This window comes from Streptomyces bobili (genome assembly GCF_002154575.1).
GTDB lineage: Bacteria > Actinomycetota > Actinomycetes > Streptomycetales > Streptomycetaceae > Streptomyces > Streptomyces bobili.
Map to the genome: position 1 here is coordinate 1 of NZ_MUBA01000237.1, position 21,793 is coordinate 21,793.

A 21,793-nucleotide genomic window follows, 5' to 3' on the forward strand; every position below is an offset into this window, starting at 1 on the left:
CCCCTGGCACCTGCTGCCCACCCCCACCGGCACCCCCTTCACCTTCTTCTACGCTGTCGTCCTGGCCCTCACCTCCTACGTCGCCGCCCACGCCGACACCGCCCTCGTACGCGCCCTGCACGAGAACTCCAGCACCGATGTGACGCATCTGCTGAGCGCCCCGGTACCGGTGCTGGCGGCCAGCGCGCTGTGGGTGGCCGGCGGGATCGCGTCGCCGTTCGTGCTCGGTTTCCTGCTGGTCCTCACCGCGCTGGAACGGCGCATCGGCGGTGTCCGCACGGCCGGCGTCTTCCTGCTCGGGCATGTGCTGGCCACGCTGGCGACCGAGGTCCCCGTCGGCCTGGCCGTCCTCGTGGGCCACCTCCCGGACAGCTCGCTGCACCGCCTCGACTACGGCATCAGCTTCGGCGTCGCCGCGAGCGTCGGCGCACTGGCCGGCCTGCTGACGCCCTGGCTGCGCGGGCCGCTGCTCGCGGTGTTCGGCGGACTGCTCCTGCGGGACCTCCTCGCCCTGACCGACCCGCTGAGCGACTGGGGCCACCTGATAGCCCTGGCGATCGGCGTCGGGACGTGGCCGTGGGTACGGCGATGGGCGGCGACGGAGGCCGTGAGGGCGAGCCGCTGACCGGCTAGTCCGAGGCCCCGCCGACGCCCGTGAACTTCGCGCTGGTCAGCGGTGCTGTCACCGTCCAGCCCAGAGACTCGTACAGGGCCCGGCCCTCCGGGGTGCCGCCCAGGACGCCCGTCTCCGCGCCCTCCGACGCTGCCGTCTCCGCCAGGGTGCGCATGACCAGGCTGCCCAGGCCGCGGCGCCGGTGCTCGGGCGCGGTCTCGATCTGGTCGAAGACCGCGGTGGCGCCGGTCGTGGCGACCTGGCCGCGGGCCGCGAAGGAGCCGTCGGGGGTGGTGACGAGGAGGCGGGTGACGCCGCCGCGCGTCCAGCGCCGCAGGCGGTGGCCGTCGGGCACGCGCGTGTGTCCCGTGCGGGCCGGCAGCGGAACCGTCATCAGCCAGCCCGGCTCCGGATCCACCCACCAGCCCTCCCCGAGCCAGCCTCCGACCAGCTCGGGGTGCTGGAACACCTTCAGCCACACGCCGGGCGCGGTCACGCCGTCCGCGACCTTGCGCACGGTCTCCTCCTCGACGCCGTCGCCGACCGCCGCCAGGACATGCCGCGACACGTGCGCCGACTGCCCCACGTCCACGGTGAACCCCCACGGCTCCCGCACCGGCGGCGCGGCCCCGCGCGACACGACCCAGCCGTCCACCCACGCCCGTACGACGCCGTCCACGAAATCTCCCTGTAATGGTCTCTCTGGCCCGATGTCTATTACGGGAACCTTATGCGGCCGTACGCCGGTCGCGGCAGGCGTGATCGCTGACAGCGAACGGCGGCCGAGTCGGGGAACAACGCGAGGCTCACGTGCATTGAGTCGGCATAACTCAACTTGACTGCCTAAGGGGAGATCATGGCTGCTGAGTCCACGCCGTCCACACCGCTCACCCTGCCCGTGCTGCCGCTCGACGACGAGGTCGTGCTGCCCGGGATGGTGGTTCCGCTCGACCTCAACGACAACGACGTACGCGCCGCGGTCGAGGCCGCGCAGGCCGCCGCCCGGTCCGAGCCCGGCAAGCCCCGGGTCCTCCTCGTCCCCCGCATCGACGGGGCGTACGCGGGCACCGGCGTGCTGGGCACCGTCGAGCAGGTCGGCCGGCTGGCCGACGGCGACCCCGGCGCCCTCATCCGCGGCCGAGGCCGCGTGAAGATCGGTGCCGGCACCACCGGCCCCGGTGCCGCGCTGTGGGTCGAGGGGACGAGGATCGACGAGAGCGCGCCCGATCCCCTGCCCGGCCACGTCACCGAACTGGTCAAGGAGTACAAGGCGCTCGCCACCGCCTGGCTGCGCAAGCGGGGCGCCTGGCAGGTCGTCGACCGGGTCCAGGCCATCGAGGACGTCTCCGCCCTCGCCGACAACTCCGGCTACTCGCCCTTCCTGACCACCGCGCAGAAGGTGGAACTGCTGGAGACCGCCGACCCGGTCGCCCGGCTCAAGGCCGCCACCCGGCAGCTGCGCGACCACCTCGCCGAACAGGACGTCGCCGAGACCATCGCCAAGGACGTCCAGGAGGGCGTCGACAAGCAGCAGCGCGAGTTCCTGCTCCGCCGCCAGCTGGACGCCGTCCGCAAGGAGCTGCGCGACCTCAACGGCGAGGAGCAGGGCGAGGAGTCCGACGACTACCGCGCGCGCGTCGAGGCCGCCGACCTGCCCGAGAAGGTCCGCGAGGCAGCCCTCAAGGAGGTCGACAAGCTGGAGCGGTCCAGCGACCAGTCCCCCGAGGGCTCCTGGATCCGCACCTGGCTGGACACCGTCCTCGAACTCCCGTGGAGCGAGCGGACCGAGGACGTCTACGACATCCGGGGCGCCAAGGCGATCCTGGACGCCGAACACGCCGGCCTGGACGACGTGAAGGAGCGGATCACCGAGTACCTCGCGGTGCGCAAGCGCCGCAGCGACCGGGGTCTCGGCGTCGTCGGCGGGCGGCGCGGCGGTGCCGTGCTCGCGCTCGTCGGCCCGCCCGGTGTCGGCAAGACCAGCCTCGGCGAGTCCGTCGCCCACGCCATGGGCCGCAAGTTCGTCCGCGTCGCCCTCGGCGGTGTGCGCGACGAGGCCGAGATCCGCGGCCACCGCCGTACGTACGTCGGCGCGCTGCCCGGCCGGATCGTGCGGGCGATCAAGGAGGCCGGGGCCATGAACCCGGTGGTCCTGCTCGACGAGATCGACAAGGTCGGCTCCGACTTCCGGGGCGACCCGGCGGCGGCCCTGCTGGAGGTGCTGGACCCGGCGCAGAACCACACCTTCCGGGACCACTACCTGGAGGTGGAGCTGGACCTCAGCGACGTCGTCTTCCTCGCCACCGCCAACGTCCTGGAGGCCATCCCGGAGGCCCTGCTCGACCGGATGGAACTCGTCCGCCTCGACGGCTACACCGAGGACGAGAAGGTCGTCATCGCCCGTGACCACCTGCTCCCGCGCCAGCTGGAGCGGGCGGGGCTCGCCAAGGACGAGGTCACCCTCGACGAGAGCGCGCTGCGCAAGCTGGCCGGCGAGTACACGCGCGAGGCCGGCGTGCGCACCCTGGAGCGGTCCATCGCCCGGCTCCTGCGCAAGGTCGCCGCCCAGCACGAACTGGCCGAGCGGGAGCTGCCGTTCACCGTCCGCGAGGAACACCTGCGGGACCTGATCGGCCGCCCGCACCACGTGCCCGAGTCCGCCCAGGACCCGGCCGAGCGGCGCACGGCCGTACCGGGAGTCGCGACCGGACTCGCGGTCACCGGCGCCGGCGGTGACGTCCTCTTCGTCGAGGCGTCCCTCGCCGACCCGGAGACGGGCGCCGCGGGACTGACCCTGACCGGTCAGCTCGGCGACGTGATGAAGGAGTCGGCGCAGATCGCGCTGAGCTTCCTGCGCTCCCACGGCGCCGAACTGGAACTGCCGGTCGCCGACCTGAAGGACCGGGGCGTGCACATCCACTTCCCGGCGGGCGCGGTGCCCAAGGACGGCCCGAGCGCGGGCGTCACCATGACGACGGCCCTGGCGTCGCTGCTGAGCGGACGGCTGGTCCGCACCGACGTGGCGATGACCGGCGAGGTCTCCCTGACCGGCCGCGTCCTGCCCATCGGCGGCGTGAAGCAGAAGCTGCTCGCCGCGCACCGGGCGGGCGTGACGACCGTCGTCATCCCCAAGCGCAACGAGGCCGACCTGGACGACGTCCCGGCGGAGGTGCTGGACAAGCTCGACGTCCACGCCGTCACGGACGTCCGCCAGGTCCTGGAGCTGGCGCTGTCCCCGGCGACGAACGGGGCCGCGCCGGAGGTTCCGGTGGCGGCGTGACGGACGCCGCCGGACGGGGGAAGGCCCGGGTTCTCCTGAGGGAGACCGGGCCTTCGCCCTGCGCGCGGGTCGGGGGCGCTTCAGCGGTGCCGGATCGCCACGCACGCAGGACGCGGGCACGGGAAGGCGCCCCGCGGGCCGCCGGAGGCCGCGGGCTGCGAAATACTTGAGGAGCTGCGGCAATGGCGTGAACGGGCGAAGAACGTCCAGCGCGGGAAAACCGGATCAGGAGTGCTGACGTGCACGAGGACGGAAACGGCGACGGACGTGGGAGCGGATCCCCGGCCTCGCCGAGCGGTGCGGACCAGGAGTTCCTCTCCCTGGAGCGGGAGCTGACGGTGCTGCTGCGCCGGGCCCGCGCCAACCAGGGCGAGATGGCCCGCGAGGTCCACCCCGATCTGGAGTCCGCCGCCTACGGCCTCCTCGTCCGGCTGGAGGAACTGGGCCGCCAGCGCGCGACCGAGCTGGCCGCCTACATCGGCGTCGGCAAGGCGACCATGTCCCGCCAGCTGCGCGCCCTGGAACAGCTCGGACTCATCGCCCGCGAACCCGACCCGGCCGACGGGCGCGCCTGGCTGGTCGACCTGACCGAGGAGGGCCGCACCCGGGTCGGCCGCGTCCGCGAGGCCCGCCGCGCCCGGTACGTCAGCCAGCTCGCCCACTGGGACCGCAGCGAGGTCTCCGAACTGGCCCGTCTGCTGCACGAGTTGAACCAGGGCATGGCCAAGTAGGCGTGGGCGGCCCCGGACCGGGGCTCACAGCTCCACGTACACGGCCGTGGCGTCGTCGTGCGTCTTGGCCCGCCCCAGGAAGGCCCGCTCCGCGTCCCCCCGTTCCAGCTCCCGGACCCGCTCCACCACCGTTTGCGCACCCTGCCCGGCGACGAAGGCGAACAGGTCCGTCCAGTCGCCCTCGCGGAACGTCTCCACCCAGCGGGTGACCCCGTCGCTCAGGGCGGCCAGGGCGGCCACGCCCCCGCGCGGGACGGAGCCGGTCACCGCACGGGCCGCCACCGACGGGTCCGCGGCGGCCGTGAAGAAGCCGCCTTCCCTGTTGCGGGCGCGGGCGTCGCAGATCTCCGCGCTGGCGAGCAGGGCCCGCGGCAAGAGGTCGAGGCGGTCGTCGCGGACCGCCGTGACCGTGCCGTCCGGGGAGGCCAGCAGGAGGGCCGAGTCGGACAGCACCAGGTAGTCGACCGTCTCGGGCGACCAGCGCGCCACGACCACGGTCGCCTGCGGCGTACGCGGGTGAGAAAGGTCACAGGTTCCGGCGTGCGCCTCGGCGGTACGGGTGAGGGCACGGCTCAGCGCCTCGGCCAGGGGAACATCCGGGAGGGAAACGGTCAGTTCGGTCAGGGCGCCGCCCAGCCGTGCCGTGAACCACGGAACCGAATGCAGGCAGCCCGAGCCGTCCGGGGGCGGCGTCACCCCGTCCAGGAGAACCAGCGAACCGCCCTGTCCGGAGGCGGGAAGTCCGACACTCGCGAAGTCCTCGTTGGGCCGGCCGCGATCACCGGGCTCCGACACAAGTTCCGTACGCATCCAGCCAGTCTGCACGACCCCTTCACGCCCTCCGCGAAAGACCGGCAACACTCGCCGGGTCGGTGCACCCGCGCAGGTCAGACGCCTGTTTTGGGCGGGAATGAAGCACTCCGGCAAGACGTGGCGGCGAATACTGCCAAAGGCTGCCGCTCACGTCCAACCGGCCCACCGGGTACGGCCGTCGCACACACCGGAGGAACTTGCCCGCCAACTCCCCTCCGATGTTCACTCCTTCGGGTGGCGGGGCATGCGATGCACGACCCCTGCCCACCGGCACTGGGAGGGTCGGGAACCGTACCGGACAGGACACGCCAGTTGACGGTGTGTCATCCGGCCCATGGGTAAACGAGTCAGGAATGCGAGCACCGGTGCAGAAGACGCGGCCTCGGCGCCCAGGCAGCAGGACGGCCTCCGAAGGGGGCGCGGAGCGCACCCCTGTCGGCAAGGGCCGCCCCACCCACGTACGCAACCGGCTGATCGTCGCGGTGGCGGTCGTCGCCGCCACCATCGCCGTGGCGGGCGCGCCCTCCGTCCTCGACGCCTCCGGGCAGTTGAAGGACTCCCAGGACCTGGTCACCCTCGCCGAGCGGACCCAGGACGCGCTCGCGCTCGCCCAGGCCCTCGCCGACGAACGCGACGAGGTCACCGTCTACGTCGCGGCCGGCCGGACCAAGGCCAGGGCGCCCTCCCCGGAGGGCAGCGCCCGCGTGGACCGGCAGGTGCGCGAGCTGACCGCCGACACCGACACGCCCACCGCGCTCCGCAAGGACCTCGACGGCATCGCGACCGTGCGCCAGGAGGCCCTCACCGGCCGGAGCACCGCGCTCCAGGCCCACCAGGCCTACTCCGAGGCCATCACCGCACTGCACGGCCTGGCCGAGCTGCTCGCCGAGCAGATGCCGCCCCGCGCGGGCTCCGGCGCGTACGCCCTCGCCGAACTGGACACCGCCGTCCAGCAGGCCGCCGCGACCCGCGGACTGCTGCTCGCCGCGCTGAACGTGCCGACCTCCACCGAGAGCGTCTACAACCCCGTCACCGGCGAGACCTCCACCGAGAAGGTCTCCTCCGACGCCGAGACGGAACAGCGCGACGCCCTCACGGCCGCCGCCCAGCAGGCCCGCCTGCGCTCCGACGCCTCCCTCGGCGCCTTCCGGGAGAACGCGCCCGAGGCCGCCGTCGACTCCTACGACTCCACGGTCACCGGCGGTGACGTCGAGAGCGCCGAGAAATACCTGACGTCCCTCACCGATCAGCCGGAACTGAGCGACGACGACCTCGACACCAGCACCAAGAAGCTCGACGCCGCGCTCGCCGCCCGCGTCGAGCTGATGCGCGGCACCGAGTCCTCCCTCTACGACCGCCGCACCAAGGACCTCGCCCAGCTGCGCGACGACGACGTCACCGCGCTGGAGATCCGCATCGCCCTGCTCGGCGCGCTGATCCTGCTGGCCATAGGCATCGCCACCGCCATGGCCCGCAGCCTCACCCGCCCGCTGGCCGTCCTGCGCATCGGCTCCGCCCGGCTGGCCGGCGCCGAGAACCCGGCGGCGGAGGAGCCCGTCCGGTTCACCGGCCGTAACGACGAGTTCGCCCAGGTCGTCCGCTCGGTGAACGCCCTGCACGAGCACGCCGCCGCCCTCCACGAGCGCGTCACCACCCTGGAGTCCGACCGCAAGCACCTCGTCGGACAGCGCCAGCGGATGGCCGACGCCCGCGAGGAACTGCGCTCCGAACTCGCCGACTCCGCCGCCCAGCTGGAGCGGCTGCGCGGCAGCATCGGCGGCACCTTCGTCAACCTCTCGCTGCGCACTCTCGGCCTCGTCGAACGCCAGCTCGCGGTCATCGAGGGCCTGGAGGAGCGCGAGCAGGACCCCGACCGGCTGGCCACCCTCTTCAAGCTCGACCACTTCGCCACCGTCATGCGCCGGCACAGCGAGAACCTCCTGGTCCTGGCCGGCACGGAACACGTCCAGCAGCACGCGGGACCCATCCCGCTGGTCGACGTCGTGCGCGCCGCCGTCAGCGAGATCGAGCGCTATGAGCGCGTACGCATCTCCGCGCTGCCACCGCACGCGCACGTGGCCGGCTTCGCCGCCGACGACCTGAGCCACCTCCTGGCCGAACTCCTGGAGAACGCCACCTCGTTCTCCCCGCCGGACCTGCCCGTCGAGGTCTCCGGCTGGCTCCTGGAGAACGGCGAGGTCATGCTCTCCGTCCAGGACGAGGGCATCGGCATGACCGAGGAGCGCCTGACCGGCCTCAACGCCCGCCTCGCCGCGTTCGCCCCGGACACGCCGTACGAGCAGGAGGGCGAGGAGGGTCTCGGCCTCGGCCTGTACGTGGTGGCGCGGCTCGCCCACCGGCACGGCGTGCGCGTGAAGCTGCGCGAGCAGAAGCAGGGCGGGATCGCGGCCGTCGTCGTCCTCCCGACGCCCCTGCTCGCCGGCTCGCCGGCCGCCGCGGTCCCCGCGTCCGCTCCGGCCTCCGGCACGCACACCTTCTCTCTCCCCGGCGCGGACGCGGAGGCCAACTCCAACGTCCTGCCCGGCCGCCCGAAGCCCGGCGGCGACCCGCTGGTCGAGGCCGCCGAGCGGGCCGTACAGGCGGCGGAACCGGAGACTCCGGCCGAGACGACGATGGAACTCCTGATCCCGGAGGAAGCGGAAGCGGAGCTGGAAGAGCCGGCTCCGGAGCCGGAAGCGCAGTCGGAGCCGGACGCTGGACAGGAGACGGCGGCCACCGAAGCCGCCGCACCCGAGCCCGCCCCCGCCCCCGCGCCCGCCGGGGCCTGGGCCGGGGCCGAGGACGACGCGGAGCACGCCCGCACCCCCGACGCCTCGGAAGAGATCGTCACCGACAAGGGCCTCCCCAAGCGCACGCCCAGACTGACCTCATCCACCCCGGCCCCCCGCCAGCGGAGCGGATCCGTGGACGCTGACGCCCTCCGCCGCCGCCTCGGTGGCTTCCGCCGGGGGGCGGAGGCCGGCTACCGCGACGTGGAGGCGGAGATCGCCGAGCAGACGGGCCAGAGCACGGTTCCGTCACCTCAGGAAGCACACGCACACGCCGCACAAGACACGGGGGGCACAGTGGAGGAGGCAAGCAGTTGACCGCGCCCAGTACCTTCGGTCTGAGCAGTGAAGCCCGTAACCTGCACTGGTTGTTGACCAACCTGGTGGAGGAAGTCCCGGGCATCCAGTCCGTCGCCGTCGTCTCCTCCGACGGTCTGCTCCTGCTGTCCTCGGACCCTGGCCGCAATGACGCGGCCCGCCAGTCCATGGAGGCCAAACCCACCGGCCCGCGGGGTTCCGCCGCCGATCTGGCCACCATCGTGTCCGGCATCGGCAGCCTCACCATCGGCGCCGCCAAGCTCATGGAGTTCGGCGGTGTGAAGCACACGATGGTCGCCATGGACGAGGGCAGCCTCTTCGTGATGTCGATCAGCGACGGCTCGCTGCTCGGTGTGCACGGCTCCGCCGACTGCGACATGAACGTGGTGGCCTACCACATGGCGCTGTTCGTGGGCCGGGCCGGACACGTCCTGACCCCCGAACTCCGCACCGAGCTGCGCAAATCCCTGGAATCGGAGACGGCGGGGAGCAGCCGATGAGTACGGCGCCGAAGAACCGCAGGCAGCAGCTCCCCGTCCGGGGCGGCGACCGCAAGCCGGCCCGCGTCCGCCCCTACTCGCTGACCGGCGGCCGAACCCGCTTCGGTCATGTCCTCCTCGTCGAGACGTTCGTGGCGACCACGGGCGAACTCGAGGCGCCCGAGGAGCGCAAGGAACTGACCAACGGGAGCCTCACCACCCGGGTCATGCCGGAGATGCGGGCCATCGTCGAACTGTGCCGCCGGATGCGCACGGTGGCCGAGATCGCCGCGCTGCTGAGGATGCCGCTCGGCGTCGTCCGGGTGCTCCTCAGCGATCTCGCGGACCAGGGAAAGATCCGTGTGTACGGCACCGGGACCGGTCACGGTTCGGGCCGTCCCGACCGCGCTCTGCTGGAAAGGGTGCTGAGTGGACTCCGTCGTCTCTGACGCCGACATCCCGTTCGGTGTCTCCCCACTCCTCGACGAGCCGGACGAGGAGCTGAAGTCCTGGCAGACGGACCGTACCCGGGCCCCCGTCGCCACGAAGATCGTGATCGCCGGCGGCTTCGGCGTCGGCAAGACCACCCTCGTCGGCACCGTCTCGGAGATCACGCCCCTCCAGACGGAGGCGCTGATGACCGAGGCCAGCGAGGAGACCGACGACCTGACCGGCACCCCGGACAAGGTCACCACCACGGTCGCCATGGACTACGGCCGCCTCACGCTCGACGACGACCTGGTGCTCTACCTGTTCGGCACGCCGGGCCAGCAGCGGTTCTGGTTCATGTGGGACGACCTGGTGCGCGGCGCGATCGGCGCCGTCGTCCTCGCCGACACCCGCCGGCTCAAGGACTGCTTCCCCGCGCTCGACTACTTCGAGAGCTGCGGGCTGCCGTACGTCGTGGCCGTCAACCACTTCGACGACAGCGAGCGGTTCGAGCCGGAGGACGTACGGGAGGCGCTCACCGTCCCGGCCCACATACCTGTCATGATCATGGATGCGCGTCGCCGGATCTCCGTGATCGAGACCCTCCTGGCCCTGGTGGGCCACGCGCTCGACGAAACCCCCGAGTAGGAGACAGCCCCGCATGCGGAAGATACTCGTCGTCGGAGCCGGCCAGTCCGGTCTCCAGCTCGCCCTCGGCCTCCAGTCGCACGGGTACGAGGTCACCCTGATGTCCAACCGGACCGCGGACGAGATCCGCGCCGGCCGGGTGATGTCGACGCAGTGCATGTTCCACACCGCCCTTCAGCACGAGCGCGATCTCCAGTTGAACTTCTGGGAGCAGCAGGCCCCGAAGATCGAGGGACTCGGCGTCTCGGTGGCGGCCCCCGGCTCGCACGACCCCGGCCCGACCCAGCGCGCCATCGACTGGGTGGGCAGCCTCGACGGCCACGCGCAGTCCGTCGACCAGCGCGTGAAGATGGCCGGCTGGATGGAGACGTTCGCGCAGCGCGGCGGCCAGCTGGTGATCCACGGCGCGGCGGTCTCCGACCTCGACTACTTCTCCCGCGCCTACGACCTCGTCCTCGTCTCGGCGGGCAAGGGCGAGCTGGTGCAGATGTTCGGCCGCGACGCCTCCCGCTCCCCGTACAGCGAGCCGCAGCGCGCTCTCGCGGTGGCGTACGTCCACGGACTCGGTCCGCGCCCGGAGCACCCGGACATGGAGGCCGTCCGCTGCAACCTGGTGCCCGGCGTCGGCGAGATGTTCATCATGCCGACGTTCACCACCTCGGGACGCGCCGACATCCTGTTCTGGGAGGGCATACCCGGCGGCCCGCTGGACGTGTTCAACGGCGTCAAGGACCCGGCCGAACACCTCGCCCTGACGCTGGAACTCATGGAAAAGTTCCTCCCCTGGGAGTACGCGCGGGCCACCAAGGTCGAACTGACCGACGCCGGCGGCACGCTCGCCGGCCGCTACGCCCCGACCGTCCGCAACCCCGTCGGCCGCCTGCCCGGCGGTGGCCTCGTGCTCGGCGTCGCCGACGTGGTCGTGGCCAACGACCCGATCACCGGCCAAGGCTCCAACTCCGCGTCCAAGTGCGCCGCCTCCTACCTCGCCTCGATCCTCGAACAGGGCGAGAAGGAGTTCGACGAGGCGTGGATGCGGGCGACCTTCGACCGCTACTGGGACACGGCCCAGCACGTCACCAAGTGGACGAACGCGATGCTGTCCCCGCCGCCGGAGCACATCCTCAACCTCATCGGCGCGGCCGGCCAGCTCCAGCCGGTGGCCGACCGCTTCGCCAACGGCTTCAACGACCCCGCCGACTTCGAGAACTTCTTCTACGAGCCGGAGAAGACAGCGGCGTACCTGGGGTCGGTCGCCGGAGGCTGACGTAGGGTCAGATCATCGCGGCGGGGCCGTCCGGACGGGTGGCATACTCGCGCGATGTCATCTGTCAGAGACCGGCTCACAGGCCTGCGCCGCACCGGAATACGTTCCTTCCACGAGATCGAGCGGAACCTCGTGGGAGTGAACGGCCCGGACGCCCTGCCCCACAACGAGACCGGCGTGATCGGCTGGGGCACCTCATGGCGCATGCAGGGCTATCTGCTGATGGCCGAGCGCACCGGCCGGCCCGCCTACAGCGAGCGGCTCGCGGAGCTGATCGACCAGGTTCTCCTGGCCCGTGACGACGTGCGGGGCGTGAGCGACTTCCGCGGCCGCGGCCTGCCGGTGTGGAGCGGACGGCGACCGGCACTTCGGCGTCACCGTGACGGGTCCGGGCCGGCCGGACGCCGAGGCGAGCGGGCTCAGCCTCGACCCGCTGGACGAAGGCCGGGCGGACCAGGTCCTGTACGCCGCGTACGAGCAGCGCACCGCGTGGACACCTACTGCGCGGCCCTGCTGGCCTGCTGAGCCTCGCAAGGACCCACGCGGGCGGGACCCTAGAGGCTGGTCGCGCCGTCGTAGCCCTGGTCGGAGCCGTCCGTCGCCGTGTCCGGGAGGGCGGGCGGCTCGTACCGGTGGCGTGGCCGCTCCAGCGGGTCCGGGCGTACGGCGCCCAGCACCGGGTTCGCCGCGATCGGGGACACCTTCACCTCCGCCCCCGGTCGCGGCGCCTGGACCACCCTTCCCTCGCCCAGGTAGATCGCCACGTGGGTGGCCTCGGGGAAGTAGACGACCAGGTCGCCGGGGCGCAGTTCGGTCAGGGGGATGTGTTTCAGTTCGGCCCACTGTTCCTGGCTGGTGCGGGGGATGGGGGAGCCGGCGGCCCGCCAGGCCTCGGAGGTCAGGCCCGAGCAGTCGTAGGACGTCGGGCCTTCGGCTCCCCATTCGTAGGGTTTGCCGAGCTGGCGTACGGCGTAGCGCACCGCCCGGTCGCCCTCCGTCGACGGATTGCGGTCGTCGCTCAGCGCCCCCGAGTCCATGATCTTCTCCTGGGCCTCGGCGACGCCGTCGCGTTCGAGGCGGGCGAGGGCCGTGAGCTGGTCGGGGGTGAGGGAGGCGAGGAGTTCCTCCACGTCGTCCAGCCGGCGGCGTACGGCGTCGCGTTCCTTCTTCCTGCGTTCGGTGAGGGTGAGTTGCTCGTCGAGGGCGGCGCGGGCGCGGCGGGCCAGGCCGTCGGCCTTGCGTTCGCTGCCCTCCAGCCGCCCCACCGTCTCCACGCGCTCGCGCGCCAGCCGGCCGATCACCTGGCCCTGGTCCAGGGCGTGCTGCGGGTCGCGGGCGAGCAGCAGCCGCACGTAGGGGGAGATGTCGGTGCTGGTCTGGTACTGCTGGCGGGCCAGCCGGCCGGCCGCGCCCCGGCTCTCCTGAAGGGAGAGGCGGGTCCTGGCCAGGGCCGCGGTGAGGCGCTCGGCCTCGGCCCGGCGTTCCTTCAGCTTCTCCTCGGTCGCGTTGTAGGTCTCGGTGGCCTGCTCGGCCTGCCGGTACAGCTTCTGAAGATCCGTCAGAAGTTGGGCCACCGACCGTTGGCCCGGCACCGGCGGTTCCGGAACGGCCACGGCGATCCCTGGGGTCAGCAGGACCTGCGCGGCCAGCGTCGTCGTACAGACCATGCCCAGCAGGCCCAGCAGCCTTCCTGACACATCATCACCTCCGGCGCGGGGCGGCCCCTCCGCCCCGCACGGCGAGCATCAGGTGTGCGGGCGGACTCCGCGCGCCGGGTGTGAGCGGTTCGGCCCAACGGCGTCACCCGTCGGCGTCGTCCCGCCTGCCGTCCGGCGTGTCACCGGGCCCGGCGTCCGGCTTCGACCACGGCCACCTCAGCCGGCCGTCCTTCTTGCCCTCGGGGTCGTACGCGTACTTCCAGCCCCGTTGCAGACCGAGCTTCCCGCCGTGCCCGCGCGGGACGCGGCGGTAGACCAGGACGGCCGGCGGGCCGCCGGCCGCGTCCGGGACCGGGATGCGGTACGTCTTCGGCGGGTGGCCGGTCGGGCCCAGCAGTACGGGGAGGACCCGGCCGTCCATCGGGCCGCCCTCGAAGGGGGTGTCTTCGCTCTTCACGCCACCAGTGTCGATCAGGTCTCCGCCGCGAGCGCACCACGGACCAGCTCGGCGGTCTGGGCGTCCCGCGCCGCGGTCACCGAGAGGAACGCGACGAACTGGTCCACCAGCCAGTCCCGCAGCTCCTCGGCGGGCGGCTGCTGGTCCTCGTCGAGCCAGATCAGCGAGGCCGCCTCCACCGCTGTGATCCACATCCGGACCGTCATCCGCAGCCGCGGTCCGGGCTCGGCCACGTCCAAGTGGCTGTAGATGTGCTCGGCCGCGGCCCGCCGTACGCCGTCCACGATGGCGGTCGTCCGGGAGGTCTCGACGACGCTGCCGCCCTGGAGGAGGGCGCTGAAGCCGGCGTCGTGCCGGGCGACGAAGGTGAGGTAGCGGTCCAGGGCGCGCGCCAGCCGGGGGAACGGCGGGCCCTCGTGGGGCTCGTCGAAGCAGTGCCGGAGTTCGTCGGCGGCGGTGCGCAGCGCGGCCTCGTACAGCTGCTGCTTGCCGCCGGGGAAGTACCGGTACACCAGAGGCCGGGAGACCCCGGCGGCCTCGGCCACGTCGTCCAGCGAGACGTCCTCGGGGACGCGGTGCGCGAACAGCGACAGGGCCGCCTCCAGCACGTCCGTGCCTCCTTCGGCCTGCCTGGGCTCGCCTGTGACCGTCGGCCTGTGCCCGCCCGGCCTGCTCGTGTCTGCCGACCTGTGCCCGCCCGGCCTGCTCGTGCCCGCCTAGGCCAGCAGGCCGGAGGACTTCCACAGCCGCCGGCCCACCCCGCGCAGCACACCGATGTCGTCGAGGAAGTCCGTCAGGCGCTTCGAGCCGGCCTGCATGACCTCGCGGCGGTGGCCGCTGGCCTTGACCTGGGCGAGCGCCTCCCGCTTGTCCAGGCCGACGTTGGTGTAGACGTCCGGGTTCACGAAGGCCACCGAGAACACCCGGGCGAACTCTCCGGAGGTCACCCGCGTGAACTCCTGCGACCACTTCGGCGCGGTCACCATCTGCCGGCGCAGCTCCTCGCGGGCGTACCGCACGTGCCGGGCCTCCTCCACCACGTGGATGCGGGTGACGCCCCGGATCAGGGTCTGGACCCGCTCGTCGGGGAAGGTCAGCCGCTGCATCCAGTCGAGGACCTCCTCGCCGAGCAGCGTGGCCGTGAAGGAGCCCGGCGTGGTGGAGATCGTCTTGAACAGACGGCCGAGGTGCTGGTGGGCGCGGCTCACCGGGTACCAGGGGGTGCCGCCCTGCGCGATCAGCCGGGCGAACATCTTCGAGTGCCGGCACTCGTCCTCGATCTCGGTGAGCGCGTACCGCACGTGCGCGCTCGTCGCCGCCTTGTCGTAGATGTGCCGGCACAGCAGCTGCATGAGGATGATCTCGAACCAGATGCCGAGCGAGGCGAGGGCGGCGGCCTCGTGCTGGGACAGCAGGATGCGCTGCTCCTCGCCCATCCTCTTCCACAGCGGGGTGTCGTACAGCGACACCAGCTCCGGCGGCCAGAACCACTTGCCCTCCTCGAAGGGCGCGTCCCAGTCGAGTTCCCGGTCCGGGTCGAAGGAGTGCTTGGCGGAAGAGGCGAGCAGCCGCTCGGCGACCTGCTCCCGGTCCTTGAGCAGCCCGAGCGCGTCGCGCAGGCCGTCCAGCGCGTCGGCTTCCGTCAGGGTCGTCATGACTGATCCACCTCGTCGTACGGGGGCGGGTACGGGGTCGTGTGCGGTGTCGTATGCGGGTCGTGTACGGGCCGTGCGGGGGTTACCGATGGTTCGCTCGACCAGTGACTCTTATGAGACTGCTTGTCAGCAAGCTCGTCAATCCCTCGTGCGGGACTTGTTGGCCCCCGCCCGCGCCCCGGACGGCGTGGGACACTCGGCGGGTCGTGAACCGCAGGGGGGATTCCACGTGGACACCGCACCGAACGCCGGTCCGAACGCCGCACCGAACGCCGTTCCGGGCAGCGCCGCCGCGCGCCGCAGTCTGGAGGGCCTGGCCCTCGGGGACGCCTTCGGTGAGCGCTGGTTCCCGCTGTTCCGGGACCGGCGACAGGCTTATGTCGAGATCCGCGCCCGCCGGATGCCCGAAGAACCCGACTGGCACTGGACCGACGACACCGCGATGGCCCTCGGCCTGCTCCGGGTGCTCGACCAGTACGGCGAGGTGCGGCATCGCGAGCTGGCCCTCGCCTTCGCGCTCGGCTACGACGCCGACCCGGCCCGCGGGTACGGCTACGGCATGCACGAGCTTCTGCCCCGCGTGCTCCAGGAGCCCGACCGCTGGCCCGAGTTCGTCCGCGACCTCTTCGACGGTGAGGGCAGCCTGGGCAACGGCGCGGCGATGCGGGTGGCACCCCTGGGCGCCTGGTTCCACACCGACCTCGCCCAGGTCGTCGAGCAGGCCACCCGCTCCGCCGAGGTCACCCACGCCCACCCCGAGGGCATCGCGGGCGCGGTCGCCGTGGCGGTGGCGGCGGCCCTGTCGGCCCGCGGCCGGCTGAGTGTCGCCGGGGTGGCGGCGCTCACCCCGGACAGCGCCACCCGCGACGGGCTCGGCCGCGCCGCCGCCCTGCACTTCGGCACCGAGCCGTGGCGGGCCTCGGACCTCCTCGGCAACGGTCAGCGCATCCGCGCCGACGACACCGTCCCCTTCGCCGTCTGGACCGCCGCCCGCCACCCCGACGACCTCGTATCCGCTCTGTGGGCCACCGCCGAGGGCTTCGGTGATGTGGACACGACCTGCGCGATCACCGGCGGCATCGTGGCCGCCCGCACCGGCGTCGACGCGGTACCGGAGCGGTGGCTCCGGCGGCGGGAGGCGCTGCCCGGGGGAGTGGGGAGCCGGTGACGGCCGACGGAACGCCGGTGCCGGTGCTGCGCGTGTGCAACACCGGCAGGCAACTCCTGGAACTGACCCTCGAGCCGTACGGCAGCGACCACTGGCTGCGGCCCGGCGAGACCTTCGTGATCTGGACGCTCGGCCAGGCGGACGGGCCCTTCCAGGTCGACCACGGACCGGCCACGGTCACCGTGCACGCGGAGAGTCTCCCGGCCTACGTCGGGGACGCCGAGGGCAACGAGATCGAGTGCGGCCACGGACGCCCGGCCCCGCCCGGCCCGTTCCGGCTGAAGCTGCCGTAGCGAGGCCCTAGACCGAGCACCCCAGATCCTCGGGCACCTCGAAGGCGACCGGCTCCGCGCCCTGCGCGGGGAAGGACGTCCGCAGGGTGAAGGCGTACGGCGTCGGGCCGTGCGCGCGCAGGTGCAGCAGCCGGGCCTCGGCCTCCGCGACGGTCGGACGGTGGCCCGCGGGCACCCACCACAGGGCCGTCATCGCCTCCTGCACCCGGTCGAACCACTCGCGCCGGCGGGCGAGCATCTCGCGGTGGCGGCCCTGGTACATGTACGCGGTCAGGGCGTTCGCGTCCCGCCACATCGTCAGGTTGACGATCAGCCAGTCGTCGCCGAAGACGGGGACGTCGGTGGCGTTGCCCTCCTCGGACTGCAGCCGCCACACATAGCCGTCCGCGGCCTCCGCGTCGGCGTTGACGGGATCGAGGGCATCCACGAAGTCCTTCAACTCCGGTGAGTCCAGAGGGAACTTGAGGCGGGCGAGATTGACCTGGGCGAGTTCGAATGCGGGCGATGTGGCGGCTGCGTCAGTCATGTGCGCACGGTAGGACGCACCTGTCCGGTCCGGGAAGCCCCCGTCTCACGGGGTGAGCACGGCCTCCATCACCGACCGGGCGATCGGCGCCGCGAGACCACCCCCGGTGATGTCCCGGCGCTTCGCCGCCGAGTCCTCCACCACCACCGCGACCGCCACCCTCGGCTCCAGGTCCCGGTCGCCCCGCGCCCAGGAGACGAACCAGGCGTACGGCGTCCCGGCGTTGCCGATGCCGTGCTGGGCGGTGCCGGTCTTGCCGCCGACGGTCGCGCCCGGGATCGCGGCGTTCTTGCCGGTCCCCTCGCGCACCACGTCCGCCATCAGCTCCCGCAGCCGACGCGCGGTCGACGGCCGCACCACCTGCCGCACCGTGCGCGAACCGGCCGAGGCGACGGTAGCCCCGCCGCTCCGCGTCGTCCGCTCCACCAGGTACGGCGTGCGCAACTGCCCGCCGTTGGCGACGGCCGCCGAGACCATCGCCATCTGCAGCGGCGTGGCCCGCGTGTTGTACTGCCCGATCGAGGACAGGGCCAGCTGCGCCCGGTCCAGGGAGGTGTCGAAGGTGCTCTGCGCGACGGCGAACGGAATCCGTACGTCGGCCGCGTTGAACCCGAACGCCTCCGCCGTGCCCACCATGTCCGTGAGCCCCACGTCCACGCCGAGTTTCGCGAACACCGTGTTGCACGACCACATGAACGCCTCCCGCAGCGGAGCGTCCTCACAGCCCTCGCCGCCGTTCGTCAGCAGCGTCGTCGTACCGGGCAGCCGGTACGGGGCGGGCGAGCCCGTCGGCGCGTCCAGATCCCTGATCACGCCCGCGTCCAGGGCCGCCGCCGCGGTGACCACCTTGAACGTCGACCCCGGCGGATACGTCTGGCGCACCGCCCGGTTCAGCATCGGCCGGTCCGGATCGGAGTTCAGCCGCGCCCACTCCCGCTCGACCCCCGGTCCGTTCCCCGACAGCACGGCGGGGTCGTACGACGGTGCCGACACCAGCGCCAGGATCCGTCCCGTCGACGGCTCCACCGCCGCCACCGCGCCCTTGCGCCCGGCCAGCCCTTCGTACGCCGCCCGCTGGGCCCGCGGGTTCAGGGTCGTCACGACGTTCCCGCCGGCGGGCAGGGACCGGGTGACGTCGTTCCACAGCGGCAGCGGCGACAGCCGGGGGTCCGTGCCGGAGAGGACACCGTCGTGCGCGTGCTCCAGGAACGTCGTCCCGTACACCTGCGAGGCGAAGCCCGTCACCGGCGCGTACAACGGGCCGTTGAGATACGTCCGTTCGTAGCGCAGCTGCTCCCTGGTGTCCCGGGAGCCGGTGACGGGCACGTCCTCGACCAGGATGTCCCCGCGGGGCTGGCCGTAGCGGGCGATGACGGCACGCCGGTTGGCCGGATTGTCGTCGTAGGACTCGGACCGGACGACCTGGATACGGGCGGCGTTGACGAGCAGGGCCACCAGGAGGAGGGCGCAGAAGACGGCGGCCTGGCGGATGTGCCGGGTCATCACAGGGACGTCACCTCGGGTCGCGGGGGTTCGGCTTCGCCGCTCGGCGGTGCCGCGGATGCGGGAACCTCCGGCCTGCTCACGGCGCGGCCTTCCCGTCGTACTGGCGCCGGGCGGAATCGCTGATCCGGATCAGCAGCGCCACGATCGCCCAGTTGGTGACCACCGACGAGCCGCCCTGCGCCAGGAACGGCATCGCCATGCCGGTGAGGGGGATCAGGCCGGTCACCCCGCCGGCGATCACGAACACCTGGAGCGCCCAGATCGAGGCGAGCCCGACCGCGAGCAGCCGGCCGAAGGGGTCGCGCAGGGCCAGCCCGGCCCGGTAGCCGCGCTCCACCAGGAGCCCGTACAGCAGGAACAGCGCGGACAGTCCCGCCAGGCCGAGTTCCTCACCGGCAGTCGCCAGGATGAAGTCCGACTTGACGGCGAAGCCGATCAGGACGGAGTGGCCGCGTCCGAGACCGGTGCCGAAGGTGCCGCCGGCCGCGAAGGAGAACAGGGACTGCGCGAGCTGGTTGGGCCCCTCGCCCGCGGCGATCGACGCGAACGGGTGCAGCCAGTCCTCGACCCGGCTGTGCACGTGCGGCTCCAGCCGGCCGACGGCGACCGCGCCCAGCGAGGCCAGCAGCAGCCCGACCGCGGTCCAGCCGATGCGGCCGGTCGCCACGTACAGCATCACCACGAAGAGGCCGAAGAAGAGCAGCGAGGTGCCGAGGTCGCGTTCCAGGACGAGTACGCCGACGCTCAGCAGCCAGATCGCGACGACCGGCCCGAGGACCCGGCCGGTCGGCAGCTGCATGAACCAGATCCGGCGGCCCGCGTGGGCGAGCGCCGTGCGGTTGGCCGCCAGGTACGCCGCGAAGAACACCGCCAGCAGCACCTTCGCGAACTCGCCCGGCTGGATGGAGAATCCGGCGATCCTGATCCAGATCCGGGCGCCGTTGACCGCCGGGAAGAGGATCGGGAGCGTCAGCAGGACCAGCGCGGCGGCCACGCACACGTACGCGTACCGCTGGAGCACCCGGTGGTCGCGCAGCGCGGCCACCACGAAGACGAAGAGGGCCACGCCCAGCGTCGACCACACCAGTTGGGTGGGCGCCGCTTGGTCGCCGGGGGTCTCCAGGTCCAGCCGGTAGATCAGCACCAGCCCGATCCCGTTGAGCAGCACCCCGATGGGCAGCAGCAGCGGATCGGCGTAGGGGGCGCGCAGCCGGACCGTCAGATGCGCCAGCAGCGCGAGCACGCCGAGCCCGGCACCGTAACCGGCGGCGCCGGGCGGGACGCCGCCGTTCCTGGCGAGCCCGACGGCGCAGTAGCCGAACACGGACAGCAGGACGGCCAGGACGATCAGGGACAGCTCGACGCCGCGGCGCCTGGGCAGGCGTGCCACGGGGGCCGGCGCGTCCGCCGTCGGGGCGATGACTTCGGCTCCGGCGTGCATCATGTCCGGAACTTACCCAAATGGGGCTCCTTGTGAGCCTTGGTGGATCTCAGGTGACTCTTCGGTGTCAGCAGCGGCGTGGCGTGGGGCCGAGGTCGCGGATGTAGCGCGCCGAGCCGTAGGCCCACGCTCCGTCCGTGAGGAGGTACCACTGCGTGTTGCCGTCGATCTTCTGGCCGGTGGTCCGGCAGTAGACGGTGACGATGTCGTTGCGGAAGGCGACGCGGATCACCTTGCCGCCGCGGTTCGGCGCGCTGCGCAGCAGCAGTTGGCTCGCCGTCACGACGCCCTTGTAGAGGCGCGGGGCCTGGCGGCCGGGGCCGGACTGGCCGCCCTCGCCCGCGGTGGCGGGGGTGACGGCGGCCGCGGCGGCGAGGGTGCCGGCGACGCCGGCTATGGCGAGCCGGGTGAGGGCGGAGCGCAGGGACATGGGAGACCTCCGAGAGGGGGTAAAGCTGACTTACCGCCACATTAGGAGGGGTGTCGGCCGGTCGCCCGTCACGCTGCGCCATCGGGGAGACCGTCCCCGGTGGAGGACGTGGTCCCGGCGCGCGGGCCCGCCCCGGCGGGGGGCGTGTGAGGGAGCGTCAGCGTGGCCACCGCGCCGCCGTCCGGCGCGTTGGCGAACGTCAGACGGGCGCCCAGCACCTCCGCCTGACCGGCCGCGATCGTCAGGCCGAGGCCGTGCCCCTTCGCGCCCCCCTCGGTACGGAACCGTTGTGGCCCGTGCGCCGTCAGGTACTCCGGATAGCCGTCCCCGTGATCCCGTACGGTCACCACCGGCCCGTTCACGGTCAGCACCACCGGCGCCCGCCCGTGCAGACGCGCGTTGGCGACGAGGTTCCCGAGCACCCGCTCCAGCCGCCGCCGATCGGTCTCGACCAGGGCGTCCCGTACGACCCTGACCTCGGTATCGGTACTGGTACTGGTACCGACACCCGGAGTGGCCCCCGGCGAGCCCGCCGCCGCCCGTACCACCCGCCGGACCACGGCCTCCAGGCTCTCGGTGTCCAGCTCCAGCCGCTCGCGCCCGGTGTCCAGGCGGGAGATCTCCAGCAGGTCCTCGGTGAGCGTGCGCAGGGCGGCCACCCGGTCGCGCACCAGCTCCGTCGGCCGGCCCGGCGGCAGCAGCTCGGCCGCCGCGTGCAGCCCGGTCAGCGGGGTGCGCAGCTCGTGCGCCACATCGGCGGTGAAGCGCTGCTCGCTCAGCAGCTTGCCCTGGAGCGAGGACGCCATCGAGTCCAGCGCGACGGCGACCACGGCCACCTCGTCCTGCGGACGGGTCGGATCCTTGGTCCGCGGATCGTCCACGCGCGCGTCCAGGTCACCCGCGCTGATCCGCCGGGCCACCCGCGCGGTGGCGTGCAGCCGCCGGGTCACCCGGGTCACCGCGAACGCCCCGACCAGCAGGGTCGCCCCGATCGCCAGGACCGACGACCACAGGATCGCGTTGTCCAGGGCCTCGATGGTGCGGGCGCTCTGCCGGTAGTCGACGGCCACCGCCAGGGCTCTCTCACCGTCGGCGGGACCGGCCGCCCACATCGTCGGCCGCCCCCGGTGCTCGGCGACCATCGTGCCGCGTTCCCCGGCCACCGCGAGCCTGCGCAGCGCCGCGGGCAGCCCTGGCGGGTCCACCTCGGCGCCGAAGCCGAGGGTGTCGCCGGCCTCGAACGCCGTCGTCGCGTCCTCCAGCCGGGACAGCGCGAGATCGCGGGCCTCGCC

General features: G+C 72.7%; 22 protein-coding genes. 11 read left to right on the forward strand and 11 right to left on the reverse strand.

The genetic code is table 11. From position 1 onward, the window contains the following. Window positions 1–625: rhomboid-like protein (locus BZL64_RS19745; protein ID WP_107430327.1), on the forward strand; the 625-nt coding region annotated here is incomplete at its 5' end. A gap of 4 nt (window positions 626–629) precedes the next feature. On the opposite strand, the gene BZL64_RS19750 is transcribed toward BZL64_RS19745, so the two are convergent. Beyond that, on the reverse strand, window positions 630–1,292 hold the full coding sequence (locus BZL64_RS19750; protein ID WP_086770516.1) for a GNAT family N-acetyltransferase: 663 nt from the start codon (window positions 1,290–1,292) through the stop codon (window positions 630–632). A gap of 177 nt (window positions 1,293–1,469) precedes the next feature. Between BZL64_RS19750 and lon the strand changes: the two genes are divergently transcribed. Both lon and BZL64_RS19760 read left to right on the forward strand, forming a co-directional pair. After that, window positions 1,470–3,893: an endopeptidase La gene (lon, locus tag BZL64_RS19755; protein WP_086770517.1), complete on the forward strand. Its 2,424-nt coding sequence runs from the start codon at window positions 1,470–1,472 to the stop codon at window positions 3,891–3,893. A gap of 239 nt (window positions 3,894–4,132) precedes the next feature. After that, entirely contained in the window at window positions 4,133–4,624 is a 492-nt protein-coding gene (locus BZL64_RS19760) for a MarR family winged helix-turn-helix transcriptional regulator (RefSeq protein WP_086770518.1), read from the forward strand. A 24-nt stretch (window positions 4,625–4,648) separates the two neighbouring features. Here the strand turns inward: BZL64_RS19760 and BZL64_RS19765 are convergent, their stop codons facing one another. Next, complete coding sequence (locus tag BZL64_RS19765; protein WP_086770519.1) at window positions 4,649–5,434, reverse strand: protein phosphatase 2C domain-containing protein; 786 nt, start codon at window positions 5,432–5,434, stop codon at window positions 4,649–4,651. A 368-nt stretch (window positions 5,435–5,802) separates the two neighbouring features. Here BZL64_RS19765 and BZL64_RS19770 point away from each other — a divergent pair, with 368 nt between their 5' ends. From BZL64_RS19770 to BZL64_RS19795, 6 genes are read left to right on the forward strand one after another with little or no spacing between them, the layout of a single operon-like run. Beyond that, on the forward strand, window positions 5,803–8,544 hold the full coding sequence (locus BZL64_RS19770; protein WP_086770520.1) for a sensor histidine kinase: 2,742 nt from the start codon (window positions 5,803–5,805) through the stop codon (window positions 8,542–8,544). Continuing rightward, window positions 8,541–9,044 carry a roadblock/LC7 domain-containing protein gene (locus BZL64_RS19775; protein ID WP_086770521.1) on the forward strand — a complete coding sequence of 168 codons (504 nt, stop codon included), beginning with the start codon at window positions 8,541–8,543 and terminating at the stop codon, window positions 9,042–9,044. The genes BZL64_RS19770 and BZL64_RS19775 overlap by 4 nt, the downstream gene beginning before the upstream one ends. Next, window positions 9,041–9,472 (forward strand): DUF742 domain-containing protein, encoded by a 432-nt coding sequence (locus BZL64_RS19780; protein ID WP_086770522.1) that lies wholly within the window; start codon window positions 9,041–9,043, stop codon window positions 9,470–9,472. The genes BZL64_RS19775 and BZL64_RS19780 overlap by 4 nt, the downstream gene beginning before the upstream one ends. Continuing rightward, window positions 9,453–10,100: a GTP-binding protein gene (locus BZL64_RS19785; RefSeq protein WP_086770523.1), complete on the forward strand. Its 648-nt coding sequence runs from the start codon at window positions 9,453–9,455 to the stop codon at window positions 10,098–10,100. Before BZL64_RS19780 ends, BZL64_RS19785 begins: the two co-directional genes overlap by 20 nt. 13 nt (window positions 10,101–10,113) lie before the next feature. Further along, entirely contained in the window at window positions 10,114–11,367 is a 1,254-nt protein-coding gene (locus BZL64_RS19790; protein ID WP_086770524.1) for a styrene monooxygenase/indole monooxygenase family protein, read from the forward strand. Between the two features lie 54 nt (window positions 11,368–11,421). Continuing rightward, on the forward strand, window positions 11,422–11,892 hold the full coding sequence (locus BZL64_RS19795) for a hypothetical protein (protein ID WP_143663228.1): 471 nt from the start codon (window positions 11,422–11,424) through the stop codon (window positions 11,890–11,892). 29 nt (window positions 11,893–11,921) lie between these two features. Here the strand turns inward: BZL64_RS19795 and BZL64_RS19800 are convergent, their stop codons facing one another. The 4 genes from BZL64_RS19800 to BZL64_RS19815 form a co-directional block, all read right to left on the reverse strand. Continuing rightward, window positions 11,922–13,064 carry a C40 family peptidase gene (locus tag BZL64_RS19800; RefSeq protein ID WP_086770526.1) on the reverse strand — a complete coding sequence of 381 codons (1,143 nt, stop codon included), beginning with the start codon at window positions 13,062–13,064 and terminating at the stop codon, window positions 11,922–11,924. 103 nt (window positions 13,065–13,167) lie between these two features. Beyond that, window positions 13,168–13,482, reverse strand: a complete 315-nt coding sequence (locus tag BZL64_RS19805; RefSeq protein WP_086770527.1) for a hypothetical protein — start codon at window positions 13,480–13,482, stop codon at window positions 13,168–13,170. Between the two features lie 14 nt (window positions 13,483–13,496). Beyond that, complete coding sequence (locus BZL64_RS19810) at window positions 13,497–14,090, reverse strand: TetR/AcrR family transcriptional regulator (protein ID WP_086770528.1); 594 nt, start codon at window positions 14,088–14,090, stop codon at window positions 13,497–13,499. A 108-nt stretch (window positions 14,091–14,198) separates the two neighbouring features. After that, complete coding sequence (locus BZL64_RS19815) at window positions 14,199–15,137, reverse strand: AurF N-oxygenase family protein (protein WP_086770529.1); 939 nt, start codon at window positions 15,135–15,137, stop codon at window positions 14,199–14,201. Window positions 15,138–15,366: 229 nt separating this feature from the next. Here BZL64_RS19815 and BZL64_RS19820 point away from each other — a divergent pair, with 229 nt between their 5' ends. Both BZL64_RS19820 and BZL64_RS19825 read left to right on the forward strand, forming a co-directional pair. Then, on the forward strand, window positions 15,367–16,305 hold the full coding sequence (locus BZL64_RS19820) for an ADP-ribosylglycohydrolase family protein (RefSeq protein WP_107430329.1): 939 nt from the start codon (window positions 15,367–15,369) through the stop codon (window positions 16,303–16,305). Beyond that, window positions 16,302–16,598 carry a hypothetical protein gene (locus tag BZL64_RS19825; RefSeq protein WP_086770531.1) on the forward strand — a complete coding sequence of 99 codons (297 nt, stop codon included), beginning with the start codon at window positions 16,302–16,304 and terminating at the stop codon, window positions 16,596–16,598. The genes BZL64_RS19820 and BZL64_RS19825 overlap by 4 nt, the downstream gene beginning before the upstream one ends. A 7-nt stretch (window positions 16,599–16,605) precedes the next feature. On the opposite strand, the gene BZL64_RS19830 is transcribed toward BZL64_RS19825, so the two are convergent. The 5 genes from BZL64_RS19830 to BZL64_RS19850 all read right to left on the reverse strand — a co-directional run. Then, entirely contained in the window at window positions 16,606–17,124 is a 519-nt protein-coding gene (locus BZL64_RS19830; protein ID WP_086770532.1) for a DUF3291 domain-containing protein, read from the reverse strand. A gap of 45 nt (window positions 17,125–17,169) precedes the next feature. Then, window positions 17,170–18,627, reverse strand: coding sequence for a peptidoglycan D,D-transpeptidase FtsI family protein (locus BZL64_RS19835; protein ID WP_086770533.1), 1,458 nt, complete (start codon window positions 18,625–18,627; stop codon window positions 17,170–17,172). Between the two features lie 79 nt (window positions 18,628–18,706). Then, a complete protein-coding gene (locus BZL64_RS19840) occupies window positions 18,707–20,074 on the reverse strand; it encodes an FtsW/RodA/SpoVE family cell cycle protein (protein ID WP_086770534.1) in 1,368 nt (455 codons plus the stop codon). 64 nt (window positions 20,075–20,138) lie between these two features. After that, window positions 20,139–20,501: an SH3 domain-containing protein gene (locus BZL64_RS19845; RefSeq protein WP_086770535.1), complete on the reverse strand. Its 363-nt coding sequence runs from the start codon at window positions 20,499–20,501 to the stop codon at window positions 20,139–20,141. Window positions 20,502–20,569: 68 nt separating this feature from the next. Beyond that, the coding region (locus BZL64_RS19850; protein ID WP_086770536.1) for a sensor histidine kinase at window positions 20,570–21,793 on the reverse strand (1,224 nt) is incomplete at its 5' end.

Bases quoted from the DNA above. Each gene is read 5' to 3' on its own strand.
- BZL64_RS19840 (WP_086770534.1), bottom strand. From the start codon at position 20,074: ATGATGCACGCCGGAGCCGAAGTCATCGCCCCGACGGCGGACGCGCCG.
- BZL64_RS19815 (WP_086770529.1), bottom strand. From the start codon at position 15,137: ATGACGACCCTGACGGAAGCCGACGCGCTGGACGGCCTGCGCGACGCG.
- BZL64_RS19830 (WP_086770532.1), bottom strand. From the start codon at position 17,124: ATGACTGACGCAGCCGCCACATCGCCCGCATTCGAACTCGCCCAGGTC.
- BZL64_RS19790 (WP_086770524.1), top strand. From the start codon at position 10,114: ATGCGGAAGATACTCGTCGTCGGAGCCGGCCAGTCCGGTCTCCAGCTC.
- BZL64_RS19835 (WP_086770533.1), bottom strand. From the start codon at position 18,627: ATGACCCGGCACATCCGCCAGGCCGCCGTCTTCTGCGCCCTCCTCCTG.
- BZL64_RS19795 (WP_143663228.1), top strand. From the start codon at position 11,422: ATGTCATCTGTCAGAGACCGGCTCACAGGCCTGCGCCGCACCGGAATA.
- lon (WP_086770517.1), top strand. From the start codon at position 1,470: ATGGCTGCTGAGTCCACGCCGTCCACACCGCTCACCCTGCCCGTGCTG.
- BZL64_RS19765 (WP_086770519.1), bottom strand. From the start codon at position 5,434: ATGCGTACGGAACTTGTGTCGGAGCCCGGTGATCGCGGCCGGCCCAAC.
- BZL64_RS19845 (WP_086770535.1), bottom strand. From the start codon at position 20,501: ATGTCCCTGCGCTCCGCCCTCACCCGGCTCGCCATAGCCGGCGTCGCC.
- BZL64_RS19780 (WP_086770522.1), top strand. From the start codon at position 9,041: ATGAGTACGGCGCCGAAGAACCGCAGGCAGCAGCTCCCCGTCCGGGGC.